Source organism: Streptomyces fodineus (assembly GCF_001735805.1).
In the GTDB taxonomy this organism is placed as follows: domain Bacteria; phylum Actinomycetota; class Actinomycetes; order Streptomycetales; family Streptomycetaceae; genus Streptomyces; species Streptomyces fodineus.
The window spans coordinates 2,515,489-2,537,783 of sequence record NZ_CP017248.1; the positions used below are offsets into that span (position 1 = coordinate 2,515,489).

Below are 22,295 nucleotides of genomic sequence, written 5' to 3' on the forward strand. Positions count from 1 at the left end.
TGCCGAAGCTCCCCGGGCTGCCCCACCGCACGCCGCGCCCCGAACCCCTCGTGAAGGTGCGCGTCCTGCCGCCGAAGCTGCCCACGATCCGGCTGAGGCGTCCGCGGCTGAGGCCCTTCCGGGAGCGGAACCCGGTCGTCGTCGGTGCCGTCGGTCTCACCGTCCTCGCGCTGCTCACGGTCGCCGCGTTCAACGCCGACAGCCTGCCGCTGATCGGGGGCGGCGACGCGTACAGCGCGGCCTTCTCGGAGGCCGGCGGGCTCAAGCCGGGCGACGAGGTGCGGATCGCCGGGGTCAAGGTCGGCAAGGTCGAGGACGTCGGCCTGGACGGCGACCACGTCAAGGTCACCTTCAAGGTGAAGGGCCACCCGGCGTTCGGCACCGACACGGGCGCGGCGATCCGGGTGAAGACGATCCTCGGCGCGAAGTACCTGGCGCTGTACCCGAAGGGGCCCGGCCAGTTGAAGCCGGGCAGCGAGATCCCGATCGCGCGGACGGTGTCGGCGTACGACGTCGTACAGGCCTTCAGCGACCTCACGACCACCACCGAGAAGGTCGACACGGACCGGCTCGCGAAGGCGCTGGACACGATCTCCGTCACCTTCCAGGACTCGCCCGCCGAGGTGCGGGCGTCGATCAAGGGACTGTCGCGGATCTCCAGGACCGTCGCCTCCCGTGACAAGGCGCTGCGCGGGCTCCTCGACCATGCGAACGGCGTCACCAAGGTGCTGGCCGGCCACACGAAGGACTTCTCCGCGCTGGTGAAGGACGGCGACGCGCTGTTCAAGGAGATCGGCGAGCGGCGCGCGGCGATCCACGACCTGCTCAAGAGCTCGGCGGCGCTGGGCATCGAGCTGTCCGGCCTGGTCGACGACAACAGCAAGCAGATCGGACCCGCCCTGAACAACCTCAACACCTTCCTGCGGATGCTCGAACGCAACCAGTCGAGCCTCGACCGCAGCGTCAAGCTCCTCGCGCCGTACGTGCGGCTCTTCACCAACACCCTGGGCAACGGCCGCTGGTTCGACTCCTACGTCCAGAACCTGGTCGCCGCCCCGGTCACACCACGGACGGGAGGCACCCGATGACCCGCAGACTCCTGGCCCTGTGCACCGTGCTCGCGGTCCTCGCCGGCCTCGCCGTCGTCCTGTGGCCGGGCCCCGACCCGGTCCGGGTCACGGCGTACTTCCCGCGCACCGTCGGCATCTACCCCGGCTCCGACGTCCGCGTGCTCGGTGTCCGTATCGGCGAGGTCGAGAAGATCAGGCCGGAGGGCGGCCGGGTACGGGTGGAGCTGGAGTACGACCGGGGCCGTAGGGTCCCGGCGGACGCGCAGGCCGCCATCGTCAACTCCTCGGTGGTCAGCGACCGTTACGTGCAGCTGCTGCCGGTGTACCGCAAGGGCCCGGTCCTGCGGGACGGCGACGTCATCCCCGAGTCCCGTACGGCCGTCCCCGTCGAGCTGGACCGGATCTTCGACAGCCTGCACACCACCGCCGAGGCGCTCGGCCCGAACGGCGCCAACAAGAAGGGCTCGCTGTCCCGGCTGCTCGCCGTGAGCGCGGGCAACCTCCAGGGGCAGGGCGAGAACCTCAACCAGACGGTCCAGGACCTCTCCCAGGCGGTCACCACGCTGTCCGGCGGCCGCCGCGACCTGTTCGGGACCGTGCAGAACCTTCAGGTGTTCACGGCCGCGCTGGCTGCGGACGACACCAGCGTGCGGTCGTTCAACACCGACCTCGCCGACGTGGCCGGGCAGCTCGCCGGGGAGCGCAAGGATCTCGCGGCCGCGCTGAAGTACCTGGCCGCCGCGCTCGGTGACGTGTCCGGCTTCGTGAAGGGCAACAAGAAGGCGCTGACCTCGGACGTACGGGGCCTGGCCAAGGTCACCAAGGTGCTCGTCACCCAACGGGCCGCACTGGAGGAGCTGTTGACCGTCGCGCCCACCGGCCTGTCGAACCTGCAGAACGCCTACAACCCGGCAGCCGGCACCCTCGACACCCGTAACAACGCACAGACCTCCCAGGACCCCGCGTCCCTGCTCTGCTCGGTCCTGCGGACGACCGGCGACGAGGGCGGGAAGAACCCCGACTGCACGGACCTGAGGAAACTCTTCGACTCCCTGCCCAAGGTGCCGTCGGCCCCTTCGGGGACGGGCACGGTCGACAAGACCCTCGGCGGAATCCTGGGGGCACCGGCATGACCGTGCGGCGCTTGGGGCGGGTGGCCGCCTGGACGGCGGCCGGCTCGCTGCTGCTGACCGGCTGCGAGTTCAACGGCTGGTACGACGTCCCGCTCCCCGGCGGCGCCGCCTCGGACGGCCACGCCTACCACGTCACCGTCGAGTTCCGGGACGTACTCGACCTGGTGCCGCAGTCGGCGGTGAAGGTCGACGACGTCACCGTGGGCGCGGTCGAGAAGGTGGAGCTGGACGGCTGGCACGCGCGGGTGCGGCTCAGGATCGCCGACTCGGTGAAGCTGCCCGGCAACGCGGTCGCCGACCTGAGGCAGACCAGCATGCTCGGCGAGAAGTACGTCGCCCTCTCCGCACCGCCCGGCACACGGCCCGTGGGACGCCTCCGCGACGGCGACCGCATCCCGCTGTCCCGCAGCGGCCGCAACCCGGAGGTCGAGGAGGTGCTGTCGGCCCTGTCCGCGCTGCTCAACGGCGGTGGGGTGGCCCAGCTGAAGACGATCACCGTCGAGCTGGACAAGGCCCTGAACGGGCGCGAGGACCGGGTCAGATCCCTGCTGAAGCAGCTCGACACGTTCCTCGGCGGCCTCGACGGCCAGCGGGCGGAGATCGTGCGCGCGCTCAAGGGCGTCGACCGGCTGGCCGAGCGGCTGAAGAAGGAGAAGAAGACGATCGCCCTGGCCGTCGACACCATGCCGCCCGCCCTGAAGGCACTCGCCGACCAGCGCAAGGACCTGACGAAGATGCTCACCGCCCTCTCCGGCCTCGGCAAGACCGGCACCAAGGTGGTGAACGCCTCCCACGACGACACCGTCGCCAACCTCGAGAAGCTCCGGCCCATCCTGCACGAGCTGAACCAGGCAGGCGACGACCTGCCAAACTCCCTTGAGATCCTGACCACTTACCCCTTCCCGCGCAACGCCGCGGACGCCGTCAAGGGCGACTACGTCAACCTGAGGATCACCGCCGATCTGGACCTGGCGGGCATCTACGGGAACGTCACCGGCAAGCCGGGCCGCGGCTCCAAGAAGCCGGGGACTCCGCATCTGCCCGGCATCCCCACCCCCGCCCCGTCGCTCCCGTCGCTCCCGTCCACCCCGTCCCTGCCGTCCACGCCGTCCGTGCCCTCCCTGCCCTCGACGCCCTCGCAGCCCCCGCGGCCCTCCGACGGCAGCACCCTGCTGTGTCCGCCCGTGTGCACGGCGGCCTACGGCACCGGGGACGGCTCGCGCCGCCTCCCGCAGGGGGCCGACCTCGGCCTCGCCGAGCTGTTGCTGAAGGGGATACTGCCGTGATCACACGTACGGTCAGGGCCCAGCTGCTCGCCTTCGCGACCGTCACCGCCCTCGGGGTGTCGTACGTCGGAGCCCGGTACACGGGCCTGGTGGACGACGTCCTCGGCCGCGGTTACACCGTGCGCGCCGACTTCGCCGACTCCGGGGGCGTCTTCCCCGGCGCCGAGGTCACCTACCGCGGCGTGCCGGTGGGCCGCGTGGGCGGACTGCGGCCGGCCGGGTCGGGGGTCTCGGTGGCCCTGAAGATCGATGACGGCGCCCCGAGGATCCCGGACGACACGCTCGCGGTGGTCGCCGACCGTTCGGCGGTGGGCGAGCAGTACGTCGACCTCCAGCCGCGGCGGTCGGGCGGGCCGTACCTCATCGACGGCAGCTCGATCCCGCGCAGCCGCACCCGGACCCCGCTGCCGGTCACCGACCTGGTCCTCGGCCTGGACCGGCTGGTCAACTCGGTCGGCAAGGACGACCTGCGGGTCACCGTGGACGAGCTGGGCAAGGCGTTCTCCGGCACCGGGCCGAACCTGAGCCGGCTGGTGGACTCCGGCAACGCGCTGGTGGAGTCGGCGTCGCAGTCGCTCCCGCAGACGGTCTCGCTGATCGAGGACTCGCGCAAGGTGCTCAAGACACAGGCCGACCAGGGCTCGGCGATCAAGTCGTTCTCCCGCGATCTGGCCGCGCTCACCGCGCAGTTGAAGGCCGGCGACGGGGACCTGCGCCGGCTGATCGGCAACACCGCTCCCGCGGCCCGGGAGGTCGACTCCCTGCTGACGTCCACGCGGCCGCACGTGCCGGTCCTGCTCGCCAACCTCATCAGCGGCGGCCAGATCACCGTGGCCCGGCTGCCCGGCGTCGAGCAGGCCCTGGTGACGCTCCCCGTCACCGTGGCGGGCAGCTACACGGTCATCCCCGGCGACGGCACCACCCACTTCGGGCTGACCGTGAACGCCGACGACCCGCCCGCCTGCACCCAGGGCTACGGCACCCAGCGGCGCGACCCCGCGGACACCGGCAGCCGCCCGGCGAACACCGCCGCGCACTGCACGGCACCGCGCGGCGGCAAGACGTCGGTGCGCGGCGCACAGAACGCGCCGGGCGCGACGAGATCTCCGTACAGCGCCGACCGGGCCGCGTTCGTGGCCCCGTACGACCCGGAGACCGGCACCGTGACCGGCCCGGACGGAACGCCCGTCGAGATCGGCTCCACGGGCGGCGAACAGACCGTGTTCGGAAAGGAGTCGTGGCAATGGCTGCTCGTGGGACCGATGGCATGACAGGGGGGCGCGTGCGGCCGCTGTCCGTGGCGTTCGTCGCCGCGGCCGTGGTGACGGCCGTGCTCTGCGGGTGGCTGGGGCTGAAGCTGGCCGGCCAGCGGGAGGCGGAGCAGCGCCGTCAGGACGTCCTGGCGGCGGCCCGCCAGTCGGCGCTGAACTTCACCTCGCTCGACTACCGGCACTACGACCGCGACAGCCGCAACGTGCTCAGCGGCGCCACCGGTGACTTCAAGAAGCAGTTCGCCGCGCAGACGGCGCAGCTGACGAAGCTCGTCGCCCAGAACAAGTCGGTGTCCGAGGGGCAGGTCCTGGAAGCGGGCATCGTGCGGTCCGACGCGCACGCGGCCCGGGTGCTGGTCGTGGCCGACAGCAAGGTGACCAACACCGCCGCGCCCGAGGGTCAGCCGCGCACCTACCGGCTCCAGCTCGACCTCGTGCGCGTGGGCGGCCGCTGGCTGACCTCCGATGTCGCGTTCGTGGGCTGACCCCTCGGTGAGCGGACCCACCAGCGAGCAGACCCAGAGTTGAGGAGAGACACCGTGGCGAACCCGACCTCCCGTACCCGCGGCACCGGCTCGCCGGGCCGCCGCACCCTGACCGCCGCCGCCCGCGCGGCGGCCAAGCGCGCGGGGCGGCCGGCGCTCCCCGAGCACGGCGCCCGTACGGCCGCCGGCCCGGCGAAGGAGCCGCCCTCCGGCCGCACCCTGCTCATCGAGCCCCCGGACGCCGGCTGGGAGGACCCGCCCGAGCCCGAGCCGGCCGAGGAGACGCCACAGGAGAGCGCGCCCCCGCGCCGGGCCGGGCAGCGCGTGCTCACAGCGGTGCTCGGGGTCGTTGTCGTGGCGGCCCTGGTCGTGGCCGCCGTACTCGGATGGCAGTACCGGCAGGGCCGGCAGGCGGAGCAGGCCCGCGGCGAGGCCCTCGCGGCCGCACGATCGGCGGCGCCGGTCGTGCTGTCGTACGACTACCGCCATCTGGACCGGGACTTCGCCCGGGCCCGCGCCCTGCTGACCGGGCACTTCCGCGACCAGTACGGCAAGACCACGAAGACGGTGGTCTCGCCGACCGCGACGAAGTACCACGGCGTGGTGAAGGCGACCGTGGCCACACCCGCCGACGGCGGCGCTCCCGCGGCCTCGGTCGTGTCGGCCGGACCGGACAGCGCCGTCGTCCTGCTCTTCGTCAACCAGATCACCGAGAGCACGCAGGTCTCGGGTCCCCGGCTGGACCTGGACCGGGTGCGGATGACGCTCACCCGCACCTCCGGCGGCTGGAAGGTGAGCGGCGTCGACGCCCTCTGACCAGCTCCGTCAGTGCCCTCGCGCGGTACGCGCGGGGGCACTTTTTCGTGGGCTCTCTTGACAGTCCTCCCCACTCCCAGGCAATCTTCCATTAAGCAGAAACGAACTTCCGCTATACGGAATTACAGGGAAGGGAGCGCCGCCCCCGTGGGATTTGCAGACCAGCGCTTCAACGTCAACCTGTCGATCCTCTTCACGGAACTCCCGCTCCTGGAGCGCCCCGCGGCCGCCGCCGCGGCCGGCTTCACGGCGGTCGAGCTGTGGTGGCCCTGGGTCGACTCCCCCACCCCCGAGCAGGCCGAGCTCGACGCCCTGAAGAAGGCGATCGAGGACGCGGGCGTCCAGCTCACGGGCCTGAACTTCTACGCCGGACAGCTGCCGGGCCCGGACCGCGGCGCCCTGTCGATCCCCGGCGCCGAGTCGGACAGGTTCCGCGCCAACATCGACGTGGCCATCGCCTTCGCCCAGTCCCTGGGCTGCACGACGTTCAACGCCCTGTACGGCAACCGCGTCGACGGCGTGGACCCGGCCGAGCAGGACGCGCTCGCCCTGGAGAACCTGGTCCTCGCGGCCCAGGCCGTCGGCCGGGCCGGCGGGACCGTCCTGATCGAGGCCCTCAACCAGCCCGAGTCGCCGAAGTGCCCGATCGTGAGCGCGCCGAAGGCCATCGAGATCGTGGACAAGGTCAACGCGGCGACGGGTCTCGGGAACGCGAAGTTCCTGATGGACCTGTACCACCTGTCCATGAACGGCGAGGACCTGCCCTCGGTCATCGAGAGTTACGCGGCGAAGACCGGCCACGTCCAGATCGCCGACAACCCCGGCCGCGGCGCCCCCGGCACGGGCTCGCTCCCGCTGGAGGAGCTGCTCGACCAGCTGAGGAAGGCCGGTTACGACGGCTGGGTCGGCCTGGAGTACAAGCCCGGCGACCGCCCGAGCGCCGAGGCCTTCGACTGGCTCCCGCGCGAAGCGCGTGCCGCGCGCTGAACCCCCTGACTTTGCAAGGCAGTTGAGAGAGGCACCCCCATCATGAGCAGCAACCTTCCCCCTTCCTCCCACCCGACCCGCCCGGCGATCGCCTGGATCGGCCTCGGCATCATGGGCTCCCCCATGTCCGAGAACCTGATCAAGGCGGGTTACGACGTCACCGGCTTCACCCTGGAGCAGGACAAGCTGGACCGCCTGGCCGCCGCCGGCGGCAGGGCCGCCGCCTCGATCGCCGAGGCCGTGCGCGACGCCGACGTGGTCATCACGATGGTGCCCGCGTCCCCGCAGGTCGAGGCCATCTCCTACGGCCCGGACGGCATCCTGGAGAACGCGAGGCAGGGCGCCCTGCTGATCGATATGTCCTCGATCACCCCGCAGACCTCCGTGGACCTCGCGAAGGCCGCCAAGGACAAGGGCATCCGGGTGCTGGACGCCCCGGTGTCCGGCGGTGAGGCCGGCGCCATCGAGGCCGTGCTGTCCATCATGGTCGGCGGCGAGCAGGCCGACTTCGACATCGCCAAGCCGATCTTCGAGGCGCTGGGCAAGACCATCGTGCTGTGCGGTCCGCACGGCTCCGGCCAGACCGTGAAGGCGGCCAACCAGCTGATCGTCGCCGTGAACATCCAGGCGTGCGCCGAGGCCGTGGTCTTCCTGGAGAAGTCGGGCGTGGACCTGGCGGCCGCGCTGGACGTCCTCAACGGCGGCCTGGCCGGCTCGACCGTGCTGACGCGGAAGAAGGACAACTTCCTGAAGCGCGACTTCAAGCCGGGCTTCCGCATCGACCTGCACCACAAGGACATGGGGATCGTCACCGACGCAGCCCGCAACGTCGGCGCCGCGCTGCCGGTCGGCGCCGTGGTCGCCCAGCTGGTCGCCTCCCTGCGCGCCCAGGGCGACGGCGGCCTGGACCACTCGGCCCTGCTGCGGGCCGTGGAGCGCCTCTCCGGCGCTCAGCTGTAGAGACTTCCGGGCCGCGGCGCCGCTGACACCTGTCCTGTCGCGCCCAGGCGGCGCCGCGGCCCGGAATCAGATTCAACAAACTGTTGACGCTCAGATCGCCCTACTTCTAGGCTCCACAAAGCGGAAGAAGATTTCCGCTGCCACCCGCACGGAAGGTCCCCGATGTCGAAGCGCGTGCTCACGACAGAGTCCGGCGCCCCGGTCGCCGACAACCAGAATTCCGCCTCCGCCGGCGTCGGCGGCCCGCTCCTGCTCCAGGACCAGCACCTCCTGGAGAAGCTCGCGCGCTTCAACCGCGAGCGGATCCCGGAGCGCGTGGTGCACGCCCGTGGCTCCGGCGCCTACGGCCACTTCGAGGTGACGGACGACGTCACCGGCTACACCCACGCCGGCTTCCTCAGCGAGATCGGCAAGCGCACCGAGGTGTTCCTGCGCTTCTCCACGGTCGCCGACTCCCTCGGCGGCGCGGACGCCGTCCGTGACCCGCGCGGCTTCGCGGTGAAGTTCTACACCGAGGAGGGCAATTACGACCTCGTCGGCAACAACACCCCGGTGTTCTTCATCAAGGACCCGATCAAGTTCCCCGACTTCATCCACTCCCAGAAGCGCGACCCCTTCACGGGCCGTCAGGAGCCGGACAACGTCTGGGACTTCTGGGCGCACGCCCCCGAGGCCACGCACCAGGTGACCTGGCTGATGGGCGACCGCGGCATCCCGGCGTCGTACCGGCACATGAACGGCTACGGCTCGCACACCTACCAGTGGACGAACGCGGAGGGCGAGGCCTTCTTCGTCAAGTACCACTTCAAGACGAACCAGGGCATCCGCAGCCTGTCCTCGGAGCAGGCCGCCGAGCTCGCGGGCAAGGACCCCAACTCCCACCAGACGGACCTGCTCCAGGCGATCGAGCGGGGCGTGCACCCCTCCTGGACGCTGTACGTCCAGATCATGCCGGCGGCCGAGGCGGCGGACTACCGCTTCAACCCGTTCGACCTGACCAAGGTGTGGCCGCACAAGGACTACCCGCTGCAGCGCGTGGGCCGTCTGGTCCTCGACCGCAACCCGGACAACGTCTTCGCCGAGGTCGAGCAGGCCGCGTTCTCGCCGAACAACTTCGTGCCCGGCATCGGCCCGTCCCCGGACAAGATGCTCCAGGGCCGTCTGTTCGCCTACGCGGACGCGCACCGCTACCGCCTGGGCGTCAACCACACCCTGCTGGCCGTCAACGCCCCGAAGGCGACGACCGCGCAGAACTACGGCCGCGACGGCTTCATGGCGGTCAACGGCCAGGGCCGTTACGCCAAGAACTACGAGCCGAACTCCTACGACGGCCCGGTGGAGACCGGCCGCCCCCTGTCGGCCCCGCTGGCGGTCTCCGGCCACACGGGCAGCCACGAGGCCCCGCTCCACACCAAGGACGACGACTTCTTCCAGGCGGGCGAGCTGTACCGCCTGATGTCGCAGGACGAGAAGTCCCGCCTCGTCGCGAACATCGCCGGCGGCCTCTCGCAGGTCTCCCGCGACGACGTGATCGAGAAGAACCTGGCCCACTTCCACGCCGCCGACCCCGAGTACGGCAAGCGCGTGGAGGAGGCGGTCCGCGCCCTGCGCGAGGACTGATTCCCGGGAAACCGCAAGCAGCGTACGGGGACTGACGGGAGGTCATGATCCCCGCACGCGGCCCGCGCGGCACGCCGTACGGCCCGGATGAGGGGTGGCCGTACGGTGGTGGGCGCGGGCAGGGCGAGGACCGCGGCGGCATGCGAGCCAGTGCGGTGGTGAAGGACCGGGTCCCCTTCTCGACCAGAGGGAAGGGTCTCCGGCTCCGTCGCACACCACCGCGGTCCCACCCAGCCCCCGTACGGGGCCACCCGCTCCGTCCGGCGGCGCGAACGACCTGTCGCGCCCAGCCTCGCGCCGTCGGACGGTCACCATACGGACACGAAGCGCTCCTCCGGCCAGGGGGAGCGCTTCGTGCTGTCCGGGCGCGGCCCGGGCCCGGCGTGCAGGCCCGCCGCATCCGCAGGACGCTGAAGGCATGGGCAATCCGACGCAGTATCCGCACATCGTGGTCCACTCCCCGGCCCTGGACGGGTCCCGGCGGGTCACCGAGGGGGACGTGGTCCTGGGGATCGCCTCGCATCTGGACGACGTCGTGGAGATCCTCCGGCTGGCCGACCTGGACCGGATCGAGGTGGAGGAGAGCGATCTCATCGAGTGGCAGGGCGGGGGACCCGACGACTGGCCCGGGCTGTCGGAGCACGAGCTGTAGCGGCCTCCGTACCGCAGCCGTCGTAGGCGGGCTACGCCATCCTCAAATGAACCTCTGAAGACGCGGATGGAGGCTTCAACTGCCCCCGCGGCAGGGCAGATTAGGTCCAGCAGGGGCCCGCCGGCACGGGGGCGGCGGGCCCCGCGACGGGGGATGCCACGGGGGAACCACGGGGGACGCGAAAGGGCGGCCCGTCCTTCAGGGACGGGCCGCCCTTCGTGCAGCCGGCGGTGTCAGGCCCGCGGCGGCCGTCAGACCTTCAGCGGCTTGATCGACGTCGGCGCGTGGCCCGGCTCGGTGGCCAGGTCCTCGAACTCGGAGATGTCGCTGATGTCCATGGTGCGGCTCATCGAGATGTTGGTGATCCGCTCCAGGATCGCCTCGACGACGACCGGTACCCGGTACTCGGCGGCCAGCTTCTTCGCCTGCTCGAAGGCCGCGCCCAGCTGGTCCGGCTCGGTGACCCGGATCGCCTTGCAGCCCAGGCCCTCGGCGACCTTCACGTGGTCGACGCCGTAGACGCCGAGCTCGGGCGCGTTGATGTTCTCGAACTCCAGGTTGACCTGGAAGTTGATGTCCAGGCCGATCTGCGCCTGGCGGATCAGGCCGAGGTAGGCGTTGTTCACCAGCACGTGGACGTAGGGGATCCTGTGCTGGGCGGCGACCGCCAGCTCCTCGATCATGAACTGGAAGTCGTAGTCACCGGAGAGCGCGACGACCGGGGCGTCCGGGTCGGCCTTGGCGACGCCGATCGCGGCCGGGATGGTCCAGCCGAGCGGGCCGGCCTGGCCGCAGTTGATCCAGTGGCGCGGCTTGTAGACGTGCAGCATCTGCGCGCCGGCGATCTGGGAGAGGCCGATGGTGGTGACGTAACGGGTGTCCGGGCCGAAGGCCTTGTTCATCTCCTCGTACACGCGCTGCGGCTTCATGGGCACGTTGTCGAAGTGCGTACGGCGCAGCAGCGTGGCCTTGCGCTCCTGGGTGGAGGCCACCCACGCGGAGCGGTCGGGCAGTTTACCGGCCGCCTTCAGCTCCTTCGCCACCTCGACGAACAGCTCCAGCGCGGCCTTGGCGTCGGAGACGACACCGTAGTCCGGCGGGAAGATCTTGCCGATCTGGGTGGGCTCGATGTCGACGTGGACGAACTTGCGGTCGCCGCGGTAGACGTCGAGCTTGTAGCCGGTGTGGCGGTTGGCCCAGCGGTTGCCGATGCCGAGGACGAAGTCCGACTCCAGGAAGTTGGCGTTGCCGTAGCGGTGCGAGGTCTGCACGCCCACCATGCCGGCGTTCAGCTCGTGGTCGTCGGCCAGCGCGCCCCAGCCCATCAGGGTCGGGACGACCGGGGTCCGGGTCAGCTCGGCGAACTCCACCAGCAGGTCGCAGGCGTCGGCGCCGATGATGCCGCCACCGGCGACGATGACCGGGCGCTCGGAGGCCAGCAGGAAGGAGATCGCCTTCTCGATCTGGGCGCGGGTCGCGGCCGGCTTGTAGACCGGCAGCGGCTCGTACGTCTCCGGGTCGAACTCGATCTCGGTGAGCTGGACGTCGATCGGCAGGTCGATCAGGACCGGGCCGGGACGGCCGGAGCGCATCAGGTGGAAGGCCTGCTGGAAGACGCCGGGGACCTGCGCGGCCTCCAGGACGGTGACCGCCATTTTGGTCACCGGCTTGGCGATCGAGGCGATGTCGACGGCCTGGAAGTCCTCCTTGTGGATCACGCTGGTGGGCGCCTGGCCCGTGATGCACAGGATCGGGATGGAGTCGCCGATGGCCGAGTACAGGCCGGTGATCATGTCGGTGCCGGCCGGGCCGGAGGTGCCGATGCAGACGCCGATGTTGCCCGGCTGGGTGCGGGTGTACCCCTCGGCCATGTGCGAGGCACCCTCGACGTGGCGGGCGAGGGTGTGGTTGATCCCGCCGCCCTCCTTGAGGGCCTTGTAGAAGGGGTTGATCGCCGCGCCCGGCACACCGAAGGCGTCGGTGACGCCCTCGCGCTTGAGGATCTCAACTGCCGCGCGGGCAGCGGTCATACGAGCCATCGAGTACTCCTGCTTCGGCTTCTCGGATGCGTACTCCCGTCGCGCCCCGCGGTGAGCACAGTCTCCAGATGGTCGAAATTCCGCGGCTTTTCCGTATCGCGGAACTTAACTTCTACTATCTGGAATCAATGTAGAAGTGCACGCCAACCTGCGTCAAGAGAGACAGAGACAGGGCAAGCGCCGGACAAGCGGGGTGAAGGAGGAGGACGATAGGGGCGCTGTCCCGACGCGACGCCTGGGAGTGGGCCATGCCCGAGAGCGTGCCGGTGCGCTGCCCGGCCTGCCGGCGCGAGCACGTGTACACCGCACCGTCGTATCCGTGCATCTGCGGCGAGCCCACCGCCCCCTGGCTGGATCCCTCCGCGGCACCGGCCGTCGCGGCCCACCGGGCCTGGGACGACGAGTGGATCTCCGTACCGTGCGCCGCCTGCGGGCGCCCCGGCCATTGGCCGCAACCGGAACTGGGCTGCCCGTGCGGCACGGTCCTGCGCATCCCGGTGGCGACGACGCCTCCGGCGGACAGCGGTAAGCGGTCGGCGATGGCCGACACGTCTCCGATGGACAGCGGTATGCAGTCGACAGGCAGCGGTATGCAGTCGACCGACAACGGCATACCGTCGCCGGACAGCGACACGCAGTCGGCGGAAACCGCGCCGCGGACCCCCGCCCACCGCCCCGCCTTCCCGCCGCGCGCCATCCGTACCGCCCGCGACGCCGTCACCGTCGCCGCGCTCTATCTGCGCTGGCTCGGCTACCGGGACATCCGCCGCGCCGACCAGCGGCCCCCGAACGGCATCGGACTCGCCGCCCACGGGCTGCTCGCCCAGGTGGACCCGACCGTGCGCCCGGCGGCGGCGCGCGATGTGGAGTGCCTGTGGCTGACGGCGATGACGGAGTCCGCGGACTGTGCGTATTTCTCGCTCGCCGGCTACACCGACGACGCGCGGGCCTGTGCCCACACTCTCGCCATCCCCCTCTTCGTCCTGGACCTCGCCGGTGTCCCACAGCCGGCGAACGACCACGCCGACGCGCTGAACGCCGAGGGAGCGCCGGAACCGGGGCCCCGGCAGCGGGACCGGCGGAGCTGACCGCCCCGCGGGCCGCCCCGCCCCCGAGGAAAGATCGTTCTCAGGTCGGAAAGGGCACCGGGGCCTCTCCGCCGGCGGGTCGATGTGCCGGGCCCGGGCGGCTGCCTAACGTGCGAGGCGGACACCAGCCGAACAGAGGAGAGATATGCGCTTACCCCGCAGGAGGGTGACCGCGGTCGCGGCGTCCGTACTGGCCACGATGGTGCTCGGGGTCCCGGCACGTGCGTCGGCGCCGACCGCGCGGCCCATCGACTGGCAGCGATGCCAGGGCGCCGTCCGGACCGACGCGGTGCGGTGCGGACAGGTCTCCGTACCGCTCGACTGGTCCCGGCCCGCCACGTCCGCCAGGACCACCGTCGCGGTCGCACGACTGCCTGCCGCCGACCCGGCGCACCGTCTCGGCACGCTCCTGTTCAATCCCGGTGGCCCGGGCGAGGGAGAGGTCGGCTATCTCCTCTCCCAGCAGGCCCGCCGGCAGTACTTCCCCAAGGCCCTGCGGGACCGCTTCGACATCGTGGCCGTCGAGCCGCGGGGCACCGGCGTCAATCCGCCGCTGAACTGCCCGCTGCCGGTCGACCACACGGTGAGCAGGTTCCCCGCCGACCGGCCGGCCGCCGCCGCGCTGGTCCGCAGCAACCGGCGCATGGGAAACAGCTGCGCCCGGCGGAGCGGACCGGTGTTCCCGCACCTGGACACCGAAAGCGTCGCCCGGGACATGGACACGGTGCGCGCGGCGCTGGGCGAGGCGAAGGTCAGCTTCCTCGGGGTGTCCTACGGCACCATGGTGGCGCAGAGCTACGCGGAACTGTTCCCCGCGCGCGTGCGCGCGATGGTGCTGGACGGCGTGGTCGACCGGTCGCTCTCCTGGCGCCGGCTGGCCCGTGTCGACGCGGCCGCCGTACAGGACGGCGTCGGCCGATTCGCCCGCTGGTCGGACCGGGACGCCCGCAGCGCGCTGCACGGCCGGGACGTCACCGGCTTCCTGACCTCGCTGCTGCGCCGCGCCGACCACGGCGGGATCGAGGACGGCGGCCGGCCGGTGCGCGCGGAGGAGATCGCGCAGGCGGTGAACGCCGGGCTCCAGTCGCCGTCTCTGTACGCACCGCTGGCCGCCGCGCTCGGCAAGACGGACGCCGGCGGGGACATGGCGCCGCTCGCCTTCCTCACCCCCGGCCGCACCGGTGAGTACGGTCTGTACCGCTCGATCATCTGCCAGGACGTCCCCGGCCCCGCCGACCCCGGCGCCGCGCTGCCGGCCGCGGTGCCCGGGATGCGCGCCACCGGCCCGACCCTGCGCGGCTATTCCGAGTTCTGGGACATCACCAGCGGCTGCGCGGGCTGGCCGGTGGGCTCCGCCTGGACGCCGCACGCCTGGCGGGTCCCCGCGCACTTCCCTCCGGTGCTGTTGCTGTCCGGCACGCACGACGTGGCCACTCCCCCGGCCTTCGCCGACGGCGTGCGGCGCGCACTGCCGGCCGGCCGGATCCTGCGCTGGGACGGTGACGGCCACACCGCCTGGCTCAACAGCCCCGCCACGGTGGACGCGGCGGCCGGCTACCTCACCACCCTGCGCATGCCCGACGGGGCCCGCTGAACCACGGCCGGCCGGCCTTCTCACCCCCCGTACGTCTCCCGCAGCTCGACCTTGCGCACCTTCCCGGACACCGTCATCGGGAAGGAGTCGAGGATCCGCAGCCTGCTGGGGATCTTGTAGTGGGCGAGCCGGTCCTCGCAGAAGGCGCGCAGGTCCTCCAGGGTGAGCGGGTCGGCCGGGTCGTGCGGGATCACACAGGCGAGGACCTCCTCGCCGTACGTCTCGTGCGGCACCCCGACGACCTGGACGTCCCTGATCTTCGGGTGGGCGTAGAGGAACTCCTCGATCTCGCGCGGGTAGATGTTCTCACCGCCCCGCAGGATCATGTCCTTGATCCGGCCGACGATCTCGACGTACCCGTCCTCGCGCATCACCGCCAGGTCGCCGGTGTGCATCCAGCGGCCCGCGTCGACGGCCTCGGCGGTCTTGCCGGGCTCGTTCCAGTAGCCGAGCATCACGCTGTAGCCGCGCGTGCACAACTCCCCTGCCTCGCCGCGCGGTCGGGTGACTCCGGTGGCCGGGTCGACGACCTTGACCTCCAGGTGCGGCAGGACGCGGCCGACGGTGCCGGTGCGGTGCTCCAGGTCGTCGTCCCGGCGGGTCTGCAGGGACACCGGGGACGTCTCGGTCATGCCGTAGCAGATGGAGACCTCCGCCATGTGCATCTCGGCGACGACCCGTTTCATCACCTCCACCGGGCACGGGGAGCCCGCCATGATGCCGGTGCGCAGGGTCGAGAGGTCGTACGCCCGGAAGCCGGGGAGGTTCAGCTCGGCGATGAACATCGTCGGCACGCCGTACAGGGACGTACAGCGCTCCTGCTGCACCGCCTCCAGGGTGGCCTTCGGCTCGAAGGACGGCGCCGGGATGACCATGCAGGCACCGTGCGAGGTGGCCGCGAGGTTGCCCATCACCATGCCGAAGCAGTGGTAGAACGGGACCGGGATGCAGATCCTGTCCTGCTCGGTGTAGGCGAGCAACTCCCCCACGAAATAACCGTTGTTGAGGATGTTGTGGTGGGACAGGGTGGCACCCTTCGGGAAACCGGTGGTGCCCGAGGTGTACTGGATGTTGACCGGGTCGTCGCAGGACAGTTCCTCGTACGGGGCGTCACCGGTGCCTCGCCCGAGCAGTGCCTGCCAGCTCGGGTCGCCGATGTACACGACCTCGCGCAACGCCGGGCACCTGCCGCGCACCTGCTCGACCATCGCGCGGTAGTCGCTGGTCTTGTGGCTCAGGGAGGCGAACAGCAGGGAGATCCCGGCCTGGTTGAGCACGTACTCGACCTCGTGGGTGCGGTAGGCCGGGTTGATGTTCACCATGATCGCGCCGATGCGGGCGGTGGCGTACTGCACCAGGACCCACTCGGGGCAGTTGACCGCCCAGATGCCCACCCGGTCGCCCTTGACGACTCCGCTCGCGACCAGCGCCTGCGCCAGCTCCTCGATGTCCGCGGCGAATTCGGCGTACGTCCAGCGCCTGCCGGAAGCCACGTCGACCAGGGCCTCCCGGTCCGGCCAGACGGCCACGGCCCGGTCGAGGTTGGCGCCGATGGTGTCGCCGAGCAGGGCGGTGGAACCGGTTCCGTGCGTGTACGACAGTGATGCGCTCACCGGAAGTCCTCCTCGCGGTACTCGTTCTGCGAACCCTGGGCCGTGGCCTCGCGCAGCTCGATCCGGCGGATCTTGCCGGAGACGGTCTTGGGCAGCGCGCCGAACTCCAGCCGGCGGATGCGCTTGTAGGGGGCGAGCACCTGCCGGGAGTGCTCGAAGACGGCCTTCGCGGTGTCCGGGCCGGGCTCGAAGCCCTCGGCGAGGACGACGTAGGCCTTCGGCACCGCGAGCCGCAGCTCGTCCGGTGCGGGCACGACGGCGGCCTCGGCCACCGCCTCGTGCTCCAGCAGCGCGCTCTCCAGCTCGAACGGGCTGATCTTGTAGTCGGAGGCCTTGAAGACGTCGTCCGCGCGGCCGACGTAGGTCAGATAGCCGTCCTCGTCTCGGGAGGCGATGTCCCCGGTGCGGTAGTAGCCGCCCGCCATGGCCTCGGCCGTACGGTCCGGGTCGCCGTGGTAGCCGGTCATCAGGCCGACGGGCCGCTCGGACAGGTCGACGGCGACCTCGCCCTCCACGGCGCCGGGCGCGCCGGAGACCGGGTCGAGGAGTTCGACGCGGTAGCCGGGGCTCGGGCGGCCCATGGAGCCGGTCTTCAGCAGCTGGCCGGGGCTGTTGGAGACCTGCACGGCCGTCTCGGTCTGCCCGAAGCCGTCGCGGATGGTCACGCCCCAGGCTCGCCGGACCTGCTCGATGACCTCGGGGTTGAGCGGCTCGCCGGCGGCCACCACCTCGCGGGGCGGGGTGGCGAGCAGGCCGAGGTCGGCCTGGATGAGCATGCGCCACACGGTCGGCGGGGCGCAGAAGGTGGTCACTTGCGCCCGGTCCATCTCGGCCATCAGCCGGGCCGCGTCGAACCGTGTGTAGTTGAAGAGGAAGACGGTCGCCTCGGCGTTCCACGGCGCGAACAGGTTGGACCAGGCGTGCTTGGCCCAGCCCGGCGAGGAGATGTTCAGATGCACGTCACCGGGTTTCAGACCGATCCAGTACATGGTGGCCAGATGCCCGATCGGGTACGAGGTGTGGGTGTGCTCGACCAGCTTGGGGCGGGCGGTCGTACCGGAGGTGAAGTAGAGCATCAGCGGGTCGTCGGCCAGGGTGGGGCCGTCCGGGGCGAACTCGGCCGGGGCGGTGTACGCGTCCTCGTACCGCTCCCAGCCCTGCTGCGGCGGGCCGCCGACCGCGATCCGGGTGTAGTCGCCGGGCACATCGGCGAACTTCGCGGTGTCCTCGGCCCGCACGATCACATGCCGCACCCGGCCCCGGTCCACCCGGTCGCGCAGATCGGCGGGGCCGAGCAGCGGGGTGGCCGGGATGACCACCGCGCGCAGTTTCATCGCGGCGAGCGCGGTCTCCCACAGCTCGGCCTGGTTGCCGAGCATGACGAGGATGCGGTCCTCGGCGGCGACGCCCCGCGCGCGCAGGTGGTTCGCGACCCGGTTCGACCGCTCGGCCAGCTCGGCGAAGGACAGCCGGGTCTCGCCGCCGTCCTCCTCGACGATGTGCAGCGCGGTGCGGTCGTTCCCGGCGGCGATCACGTCGAACCAGTCCAGTGCCCAGTTGAAGTGCGCGGGCCGCGGCCAGGCGAAGCCCTCGTAGGCGGCGGCATAGTCCGCACGGTGCTCCAGCAGAAAGTCCCGCGCGCCGCGGAACAGCTGCGTCGCCGTCGTCATCTGGTTCCTCCTCGTTACCGGACCATTGCCGGGCCGCTCTCTGGCATCGTCTAATCCGTGATGCAGGTCTCACTACCCCCGAACGGGGGTGTGGGCGGCAGAAGGGGCGAACAGACGATGGCAGACGCGGCGGGGACGGTGGAGATCGGCGGTGCGCTGGCCCGGCTGCGGCGGGCGACGGGGCTTCCCGTCGCCTTCGGCGGCCTCGTCGAGTCCGGCCGGCCGCAGATCCGGATCAGCGAACTGAGCGGCACCACCACGGCCGCGCTGCGCTCGCTCGCGGTGACCTCCGGCAACGGTCTCGGCGGCAAGGCGGTGGCCCTGGCCCGGCCGTGCGCGGTGACCGACTACTCCAGCTCCCGGCAGATCAGCCACGAGTACGACGTCCCGGTGGCCGCGGAGGGCATCCGCTCGGTACTCGCGGTTCCGGTCGTGGTACGGCGCCGGGTGCGCGGGGTGCTCTACGGCGCGCTGCGCTCGGCCCAGCCGCTCGGCGACCGCACGCTGGGCGCGGCCATGGCCGCCGCGCGGGACGTGGAGCAGGCGCTGGTGGTGCGGGACGAGGCGCGGGTGCTGCTGGCGGCGGCCCGGCCGGAACCGGCCGCGCCCGACCGGGGCGCCGCCTGGGAGCAGGTGCGCGAGGCGCATGCGGCGCTGCGGGCCCTGGCCCCCCGGATCACCGATCCGCACCTGCGGGCCGAACTGCTCGCGGCCTGCGGCTTGCTGACGGCTCCGCCGCGAGCAGGCGGCGCGACCCTGGCGCCACGGGAACTGGACGTGCTGTCCTGGGTGGCGGCGGGCGCGACCAATGCGGCCGTGGCCGAACGGCTGGGCCTCGGCCCGGAGACGGTCAAGGGCTATCTGCGCTCGGCGATGCGGAAACTGGGCGCGCACACCCGAGGGGAGGCGGTGACCGCGGCCCGCAGGGCGGGGCTGCTGCCATGACGACAGGCCGTGGAGCCAGGCGGTGAGGAAACCTTCCCATTCATTCGGGGACGCCTTGAATTTCCTCATGCTTGACCGTTTGTTATTTCCCTCACCACGGCTTCCGTCCGAATTTCAAGGATCGTTGCCTAGAATTTGGCCCGGACACGACACACGAGGGGAGCGGTGACCGTGCGACGGGACTTCCAGGAGCCTGCCAGGTGCCGCCCCGACCTGGTCATCGGCCGCGAGGACCTGTTCGCCGGCGCCCGTGACCAACTCGCCTCGGGCGGCAGCGTGCTGCTCCACGGCCCCGCCGGAATAGGGAAATCGACCGTCCTGCGGGCATTGGCCGAGGAATACGGCGCCACCGCGCGCACCGTCCTGCGCTGCTCGGCCACCGAGTCCGAATCCCACCTTCCCTTCCTGGCCCTGGCCGACCTCCTCGGCCTGGTCCTCGACGACGTCTCCCCCCGGCTGCCCGTCGCCCAGCGCACGGCGCTGGAGTCGGCGCTCACCGGCCGCGGCGAGTCCAGCCTCCAGCGCGACGGCCTCGCCCTGCGCCTCGCGGTGCTCTCCGCGCTGCGCGCGCTGGCCGCGCAGGGCGGCGTCCTCGTCGTCGCCGACGATCTGCAGTGGCTGGATCCGGCCAGCGCCGAACTCCTCGGCTTCGCCGCCCGCCGCCTGGAGGGCACCCCGGTCCAGCTGCTGTGCGCGGTCCGCACCGAGGCCGCCGAGAGCCAGGAGTACGACCGGCATCTGCGCGCCTGCCCGCCCGGCACCCTCGCGGTCCGGCTCGGCCCGCTCAGCCGCGCCCAGGTCGCCCAGTTGCTCGACCACCGCGGCCACGGCGGTCTGCCCCGCTCCACCGTCCGCGAGATCCACCGCACCTCCGGCGGCAACCCGCTGTTCGCCCTGGAGCTCGGCCGGGCCCTCGCCGAGAGCCCCACCCCGCCCCGGCCGGGCGAGCCGCTGCCGGTGCCGACCAGCCTGCGCGCCCTGGTGCTCAGCCGCCTGGACATGCTCTCGGTCGAGGCCCGCCGCACCCTGCTGGTGGCCAGCGCCGGCGCCCGCCCCACCCCGGCGCTGCTGCACGCGGCAGGGCGGGAGAACGCCGAGGCCGAGTGCGCCCAGGCCGCCGAACTCGGGCTGCTGGCCACCGAGCCCGACGCCCCTGCCGTACGGTTCGCGCACCCGCTGATATCGGCCGCCCTGTACGCGGAGGCTCCCGTACCCGAGCGGCGCGCCGCGCACGCGGCCCTGTCCACGGCCGCCTCCGACCCGATCGAACGGGCCCGGCACCTGGCCCTCGCCACCACCGGCACCGACCCGGAGGTCGCCGCCCGGCTCGCCGAGGCCGCCGCCCTCGCCCGGGACCGCGGCGCCCCCTCCGTCGCCGCCCAGCTGGGACTGCTGGCCGCCCGGCACACCCCCGCCGACGGTGTGCCGAGTCCGCAGGAGCGCCGGCTGCAGGCCGCCGAGGACGCGATCACCGCGGGCGAGATCGACCTGGCCCGGGACATCGCCCGCGAGGTGCTCGCCCGGGCGGCCGTGCCCACCGACCGGGTACGGGCCTGGATGATCGTCATCGACAGCGCCGGCCACACCATGGCCGAGGTCGACGCCGTCTTCCCGCAGGCCCTCGCCGACGCCGGCGACGACCCCCGGCTGCTGGCCCTGGTGCACTATCAGCTGGCCTGGCGGGCGCTGATCGTGGAGGGCGACTTCACCGAGGCCCGCGAGGCCGCCGCACACGCCGCCGAGCTGGCCGCGCGCGGCAAGGACCGGCGCACCGAACTGCTCTCCCTCGCCTTCCAGGCGCAGACCGAGACCCTGATGGGCCATCCGGAGGCGCCCCGGACCATCCAACGCGCCCTGAAGGAGCCTCAGGACCCGAGGGTGGCCTGGCATCACAACGGGGCGAGCAGCGCCCGGTTCCGCTGGCTGGTGATGGGCGACCAGCTGGCCGAGGCCCGGGCGACGGTCACCGCGCTGCTGCGCGAGGTGCGCCGGCGCGGCTCGGTGGAGAGCGAGGTGCACTTCCTGCGCGGGCTCGCCGAGACCGAACTGCGCGCCGGGCACTGCGGGCGCGCCCTGGAGCTGGCCCGCGAGAGCCTGCGCCTGGCCCGGGACTCCGGGATCGGCGAGACCGCCTCGGCGATGCTCACCTCGCTCGCGGAGGCCTCCGGCGGCGATGTGGACCGGGCCCTCGCGCTCGCCCGGGAGGCGGTGGAGCACGCCGAGGAGGACGGCGACCAGATGTACCTCTCCCGGGCCCTGGGCGCGCTCGGATACGCCCAGTTGGTGGCCGGGGACCCGGCGGGCACCGTCCGCTCGCTGCGCCGGGTGCGCCGCCTGGAGCTGGGGCTCGGCATCACCGACCCGGCGCGTGGCCGCTGGCAGGGCGATCTCGCCGAGGCGCTGGTCCGGATCGGTGAACCGGCCGAGGCGCAGGACGTCATCGACGCGAGCCGCGAACACGCCCTCAGGCTCGGCCGGGAGAGCGTCCTAGCCGTCCTGGACCGCTCCGAGGCCCTGGTGCGGGCCGCCCAGGGGGACCTGGAGGCCGCGGTGGCCCAGCTGACGTCCGCTCAGGACCGGCTCGGCAAGCTCGGCTACGGGCTGGAGGAGGCACGGGCCGCGTTCGCGCTCGCCCGGCTGCGCGGCCGACGCCCCGCCGCGGCTTTCGCCGCCCCGGAGTCCCGCACCGGCCCGGCTTCGCCGGCGTACGACGAGGCCACCCGGATGTTCCGCCGCTGCCGGGCGCTGCCGTGGCTCCGCCAGGTGGACGAATCCCTCACCACCCCCGAGCCGGAGCCGGCGCTCGCGGTGCCGGAGGCGCTGGACGCGCTGCAGGCGCTGGCCGCGATGGAGCGTCAGGTCGCCGCGCTGGTCATGGAGGGCGCCACCAACCGGGAGATCGCCGCCCGGCTGTTCATCAGCGTCAAGACGGTGGAGGCGACCCTGACCCGGGTCTACCGCAAGCTGGGGATCCGCTCGCGGGTGGACATCGTCCGATTGGCGGCGGCTCGGCGGGCGCGCTGAGCACCGCTCTTGTTAACTGAACCGGACCGAGGGTTTTCCCTC

17 protein-coding genes are annotated in these 22,295 nt (G+C 72.0%); 14 read left to right on the plus strand and 3 right to left on the minus strand.

What is annotated here, in order from left to right; translation table 11 throughout:
- Positions 1-77 precede the first annotated feature (77 nt).
- The 10 genes from BFF78_RS10170 (at position 78) to BFF78_RS10215 (ending at position 10,280) form a co-directional block, all read left to right on the plus strand.
- On the plus strand, positions 78-1,088 hold the full coding sequence (locus tag BFF78_RS10170) for an MCE family protein (protein WP_418346754.1): 1,011 nt from the start codon (positions 78-80) through the stop codon (positions 1,086-1,088).
- Positions 1,085-2,203 carry an MCE family protein gene (locus tag BFF78_RS10175; protein WP_193433433.1) on the plus strand — a complete coding sequence of 373 codons (1,119 nt, stop codon included), beginning with the start codon at positions 1,085-1,087 and terminating at the stop codon, positions 2,201-2,203. The genes BFF78_RS10170 and BFF78_RS10175 overlap by 4 nt, the downstream gene beginning before the upstream one ends.
- Positions 2,200-3,489 carry an MCE family protein gene (locus BFF78_RS10180; protein WP_069777996.1) on the plus strand — a complete coding sequence of 430 codons (1,290 nt, stop codon included), beginning with the start codon at positions 2,200-2,202 and terminating at the stop codon, positions 3,487-3,489. The genes BFF78_RS10175 and BFF78_RS10180 overlap by 4 nt, the downstream gene beginning before the upstream one ends.
- Positions 3,486-4,760 carry an MCE family protein gene (locus BFF78_RS10185; protein ID WP_069777997.1) on the plus strand — a complete coding sequence of 425 codons (1,275 nt, stop codon included), beginning with the start codon at positions 3,486-3,488 and terminating at the stop codon, positions 4,758-4,760. The genes BFF78_RS10180 and BFF78_RS10185 overlap by 4 nt, the downstream gene beginning before the upstream one ends.
- Entirely contained in the window at positions 4,757-5,245 is a 489-nt protein-coding gene (locus BFF78_RS10190; RefSeq protein ID WP_069777998.1) for a hypothetical protein, read from the plus strand. Before BFF78_RS10185 ends, BFF78_RS10190 begins: the two co-directional genes overlap by 4 nt.
- Before the next feature lie 54 nt (positions 5,246-5,299).
- Positions 5,300-6,061: a hypothetical protein gene (locus BFF78_RS10195; RefSeq protein WP_069777999.1), complete on the plus strand. Its 762-nt coding sequence runs from the start codon at positions 5,300-5,302 to the stop codon at positions 6,059-6,061.
- Positions 6,062-6,208: 147 nt separating this feature from the next.
- A complete protein-coding gene (locus tag BFF78_RS10200; protein ID WP_069778000.1) occupies positions 6,209-7,048 on the plus strand; it encodes a TIM barrel protein in 840 nt (279 codons plus the stop codon).
- Between the two features lie 42 nt (positions 7,049-7,090).
- On the plus strand, positions 7,091-8,008 hold the full coding sequence (locus tag BFF78_RS10205) for a 2-hydroxy-3-oxopropionate reductase (RefSeq protein ID WP_069778001.1): 918 nt from the start codon (positions 7,091-7,093) through the stop codon (positions 8,006-8,008).
- A 162-nt stretch (positions 8,009-8,170) separates the two neighbouring features.
- Positions 8,171-9,628 carry a catalase gene (locus BFF78_RS10210; protein WP_069778002.1) on the plus strand — a complete coding sequence of 486 codons (1,458 nt, stop codon included), beginning with the start codon at positions 8,171-8,173 and terminating at the stop codon, positions 9,626-9,628.
- Positions 9,629-10,046: 418 nt separating this feature from the next.
- Positions 10,047-10,280: a hypothetical protein gene (locus tag BFF78_RS10215; RefSeq protein WP_069778003.1), complete on the plus strand. Its 234-nt coding sequence runs from the start codon at positions 10,047-10,049 to the stop codon at positions 10,278-10,280.
- 251 nt (positions 10,281-10,531) lie between these two features.
- Here BFF78_RS10215 and gcl read toward each other — a convergent pair whose 3' ends face one another.
- Positions 10,532-12,319, minus strand: a complete 1,788-nt coding sequence (gene gcl / locus BFF78_RS10220; protein WP_099054844.1) for a glyoxylate carboligase — start codon at positions 12,317-12,319, stop codon at positions 10,532-10,534.
- 248 nt (positions 12,320-12,567) lie between these two features.
- Here gcl and BFF78_RS10225 point away from each other — a divergent pair, with 248 nt between their 5' ends.
- The gene (locus tag BFF78_RS10225; protein WP_193433434.1) at positions 12,568-13,407 is read left to right on the plus strand and encodes a hypothetical protein; all 840 of its coding nucleotides are present in this window, start codon (positions 12,568-12,570) and stop codon (positions 13,405-13,407) included.
- A gap of 166 nt (positions 13,408-13,573) precedes the next feature.
- Positions 13,574-15,001, plus strand: a complete 1,428-nt coding sequence (locus BFF78_RS10230) for an alpha/beta fold hydrolase (protein ID WP_069778005.1) — start codon at positions 13,574-13,576, stop codon at positions 14,999-15,001.
- A gap of 20 nt (positions 15,002-15,021) precedes the next feature.
- Here BFF78_RS10230 and BFF78_RS10235 read toward each other — a convergent pair whose 3' ends face one another.
- Positions 15,022-16,614 (minus strand): AMP-binding protein, encoded by a 1,593-nt coding sequence (locus BFF78_RS10235; RefSeq protein ID WP_069778006.1) that lies wholly within the window; start codon positions 16,612-16,614, stop codon positions 15,022-15,024.
- On the minus strand, positions 16,611-18,284 hold the full coding sequence (locus tag BFF78_RS10240; RefSeq protein ID WP_069778007.1) for an AMP-binding protein: 1,674 nt from the start codon (positions 18,282-18,284) through the stop codon (positions 16,611-16,613). Before BFF78_RS10240 ends, BFF78_RS10235 begins: the two co-directional genes overlap by 4 nt.
- 117 nt (positions 18,285-18,401) lie before the next feature.
- Between BFF78_RS10240 and BFF78_RS10245 the strand changes: the two genes are divergently transcribed.
- Positions 18,402-19,229, plus strand: a complete 828-nt coding sequence (locus BFF78_RS10245; protein WP_069778008.1) for a helix-turn-helix transcriptional regulator — start codon at positions 18,402-18,404, stop codon at positions 19,227-19,229.
- A 165-nt stretch (positions 19,230-19,394) separates the two neighbouring features.
- A complete protein-coding gene (locus BFF78_RS10250) occupies positions 19,395-22,253 on the plus strand; it encodes a helix-turn-helix transcriptional regulator (protein WP_069778009.1) in 2,859 nt (952 codons plus the stop codon).
- Positions 22,254-22,295: the final 42 nt, after the last annotated feature.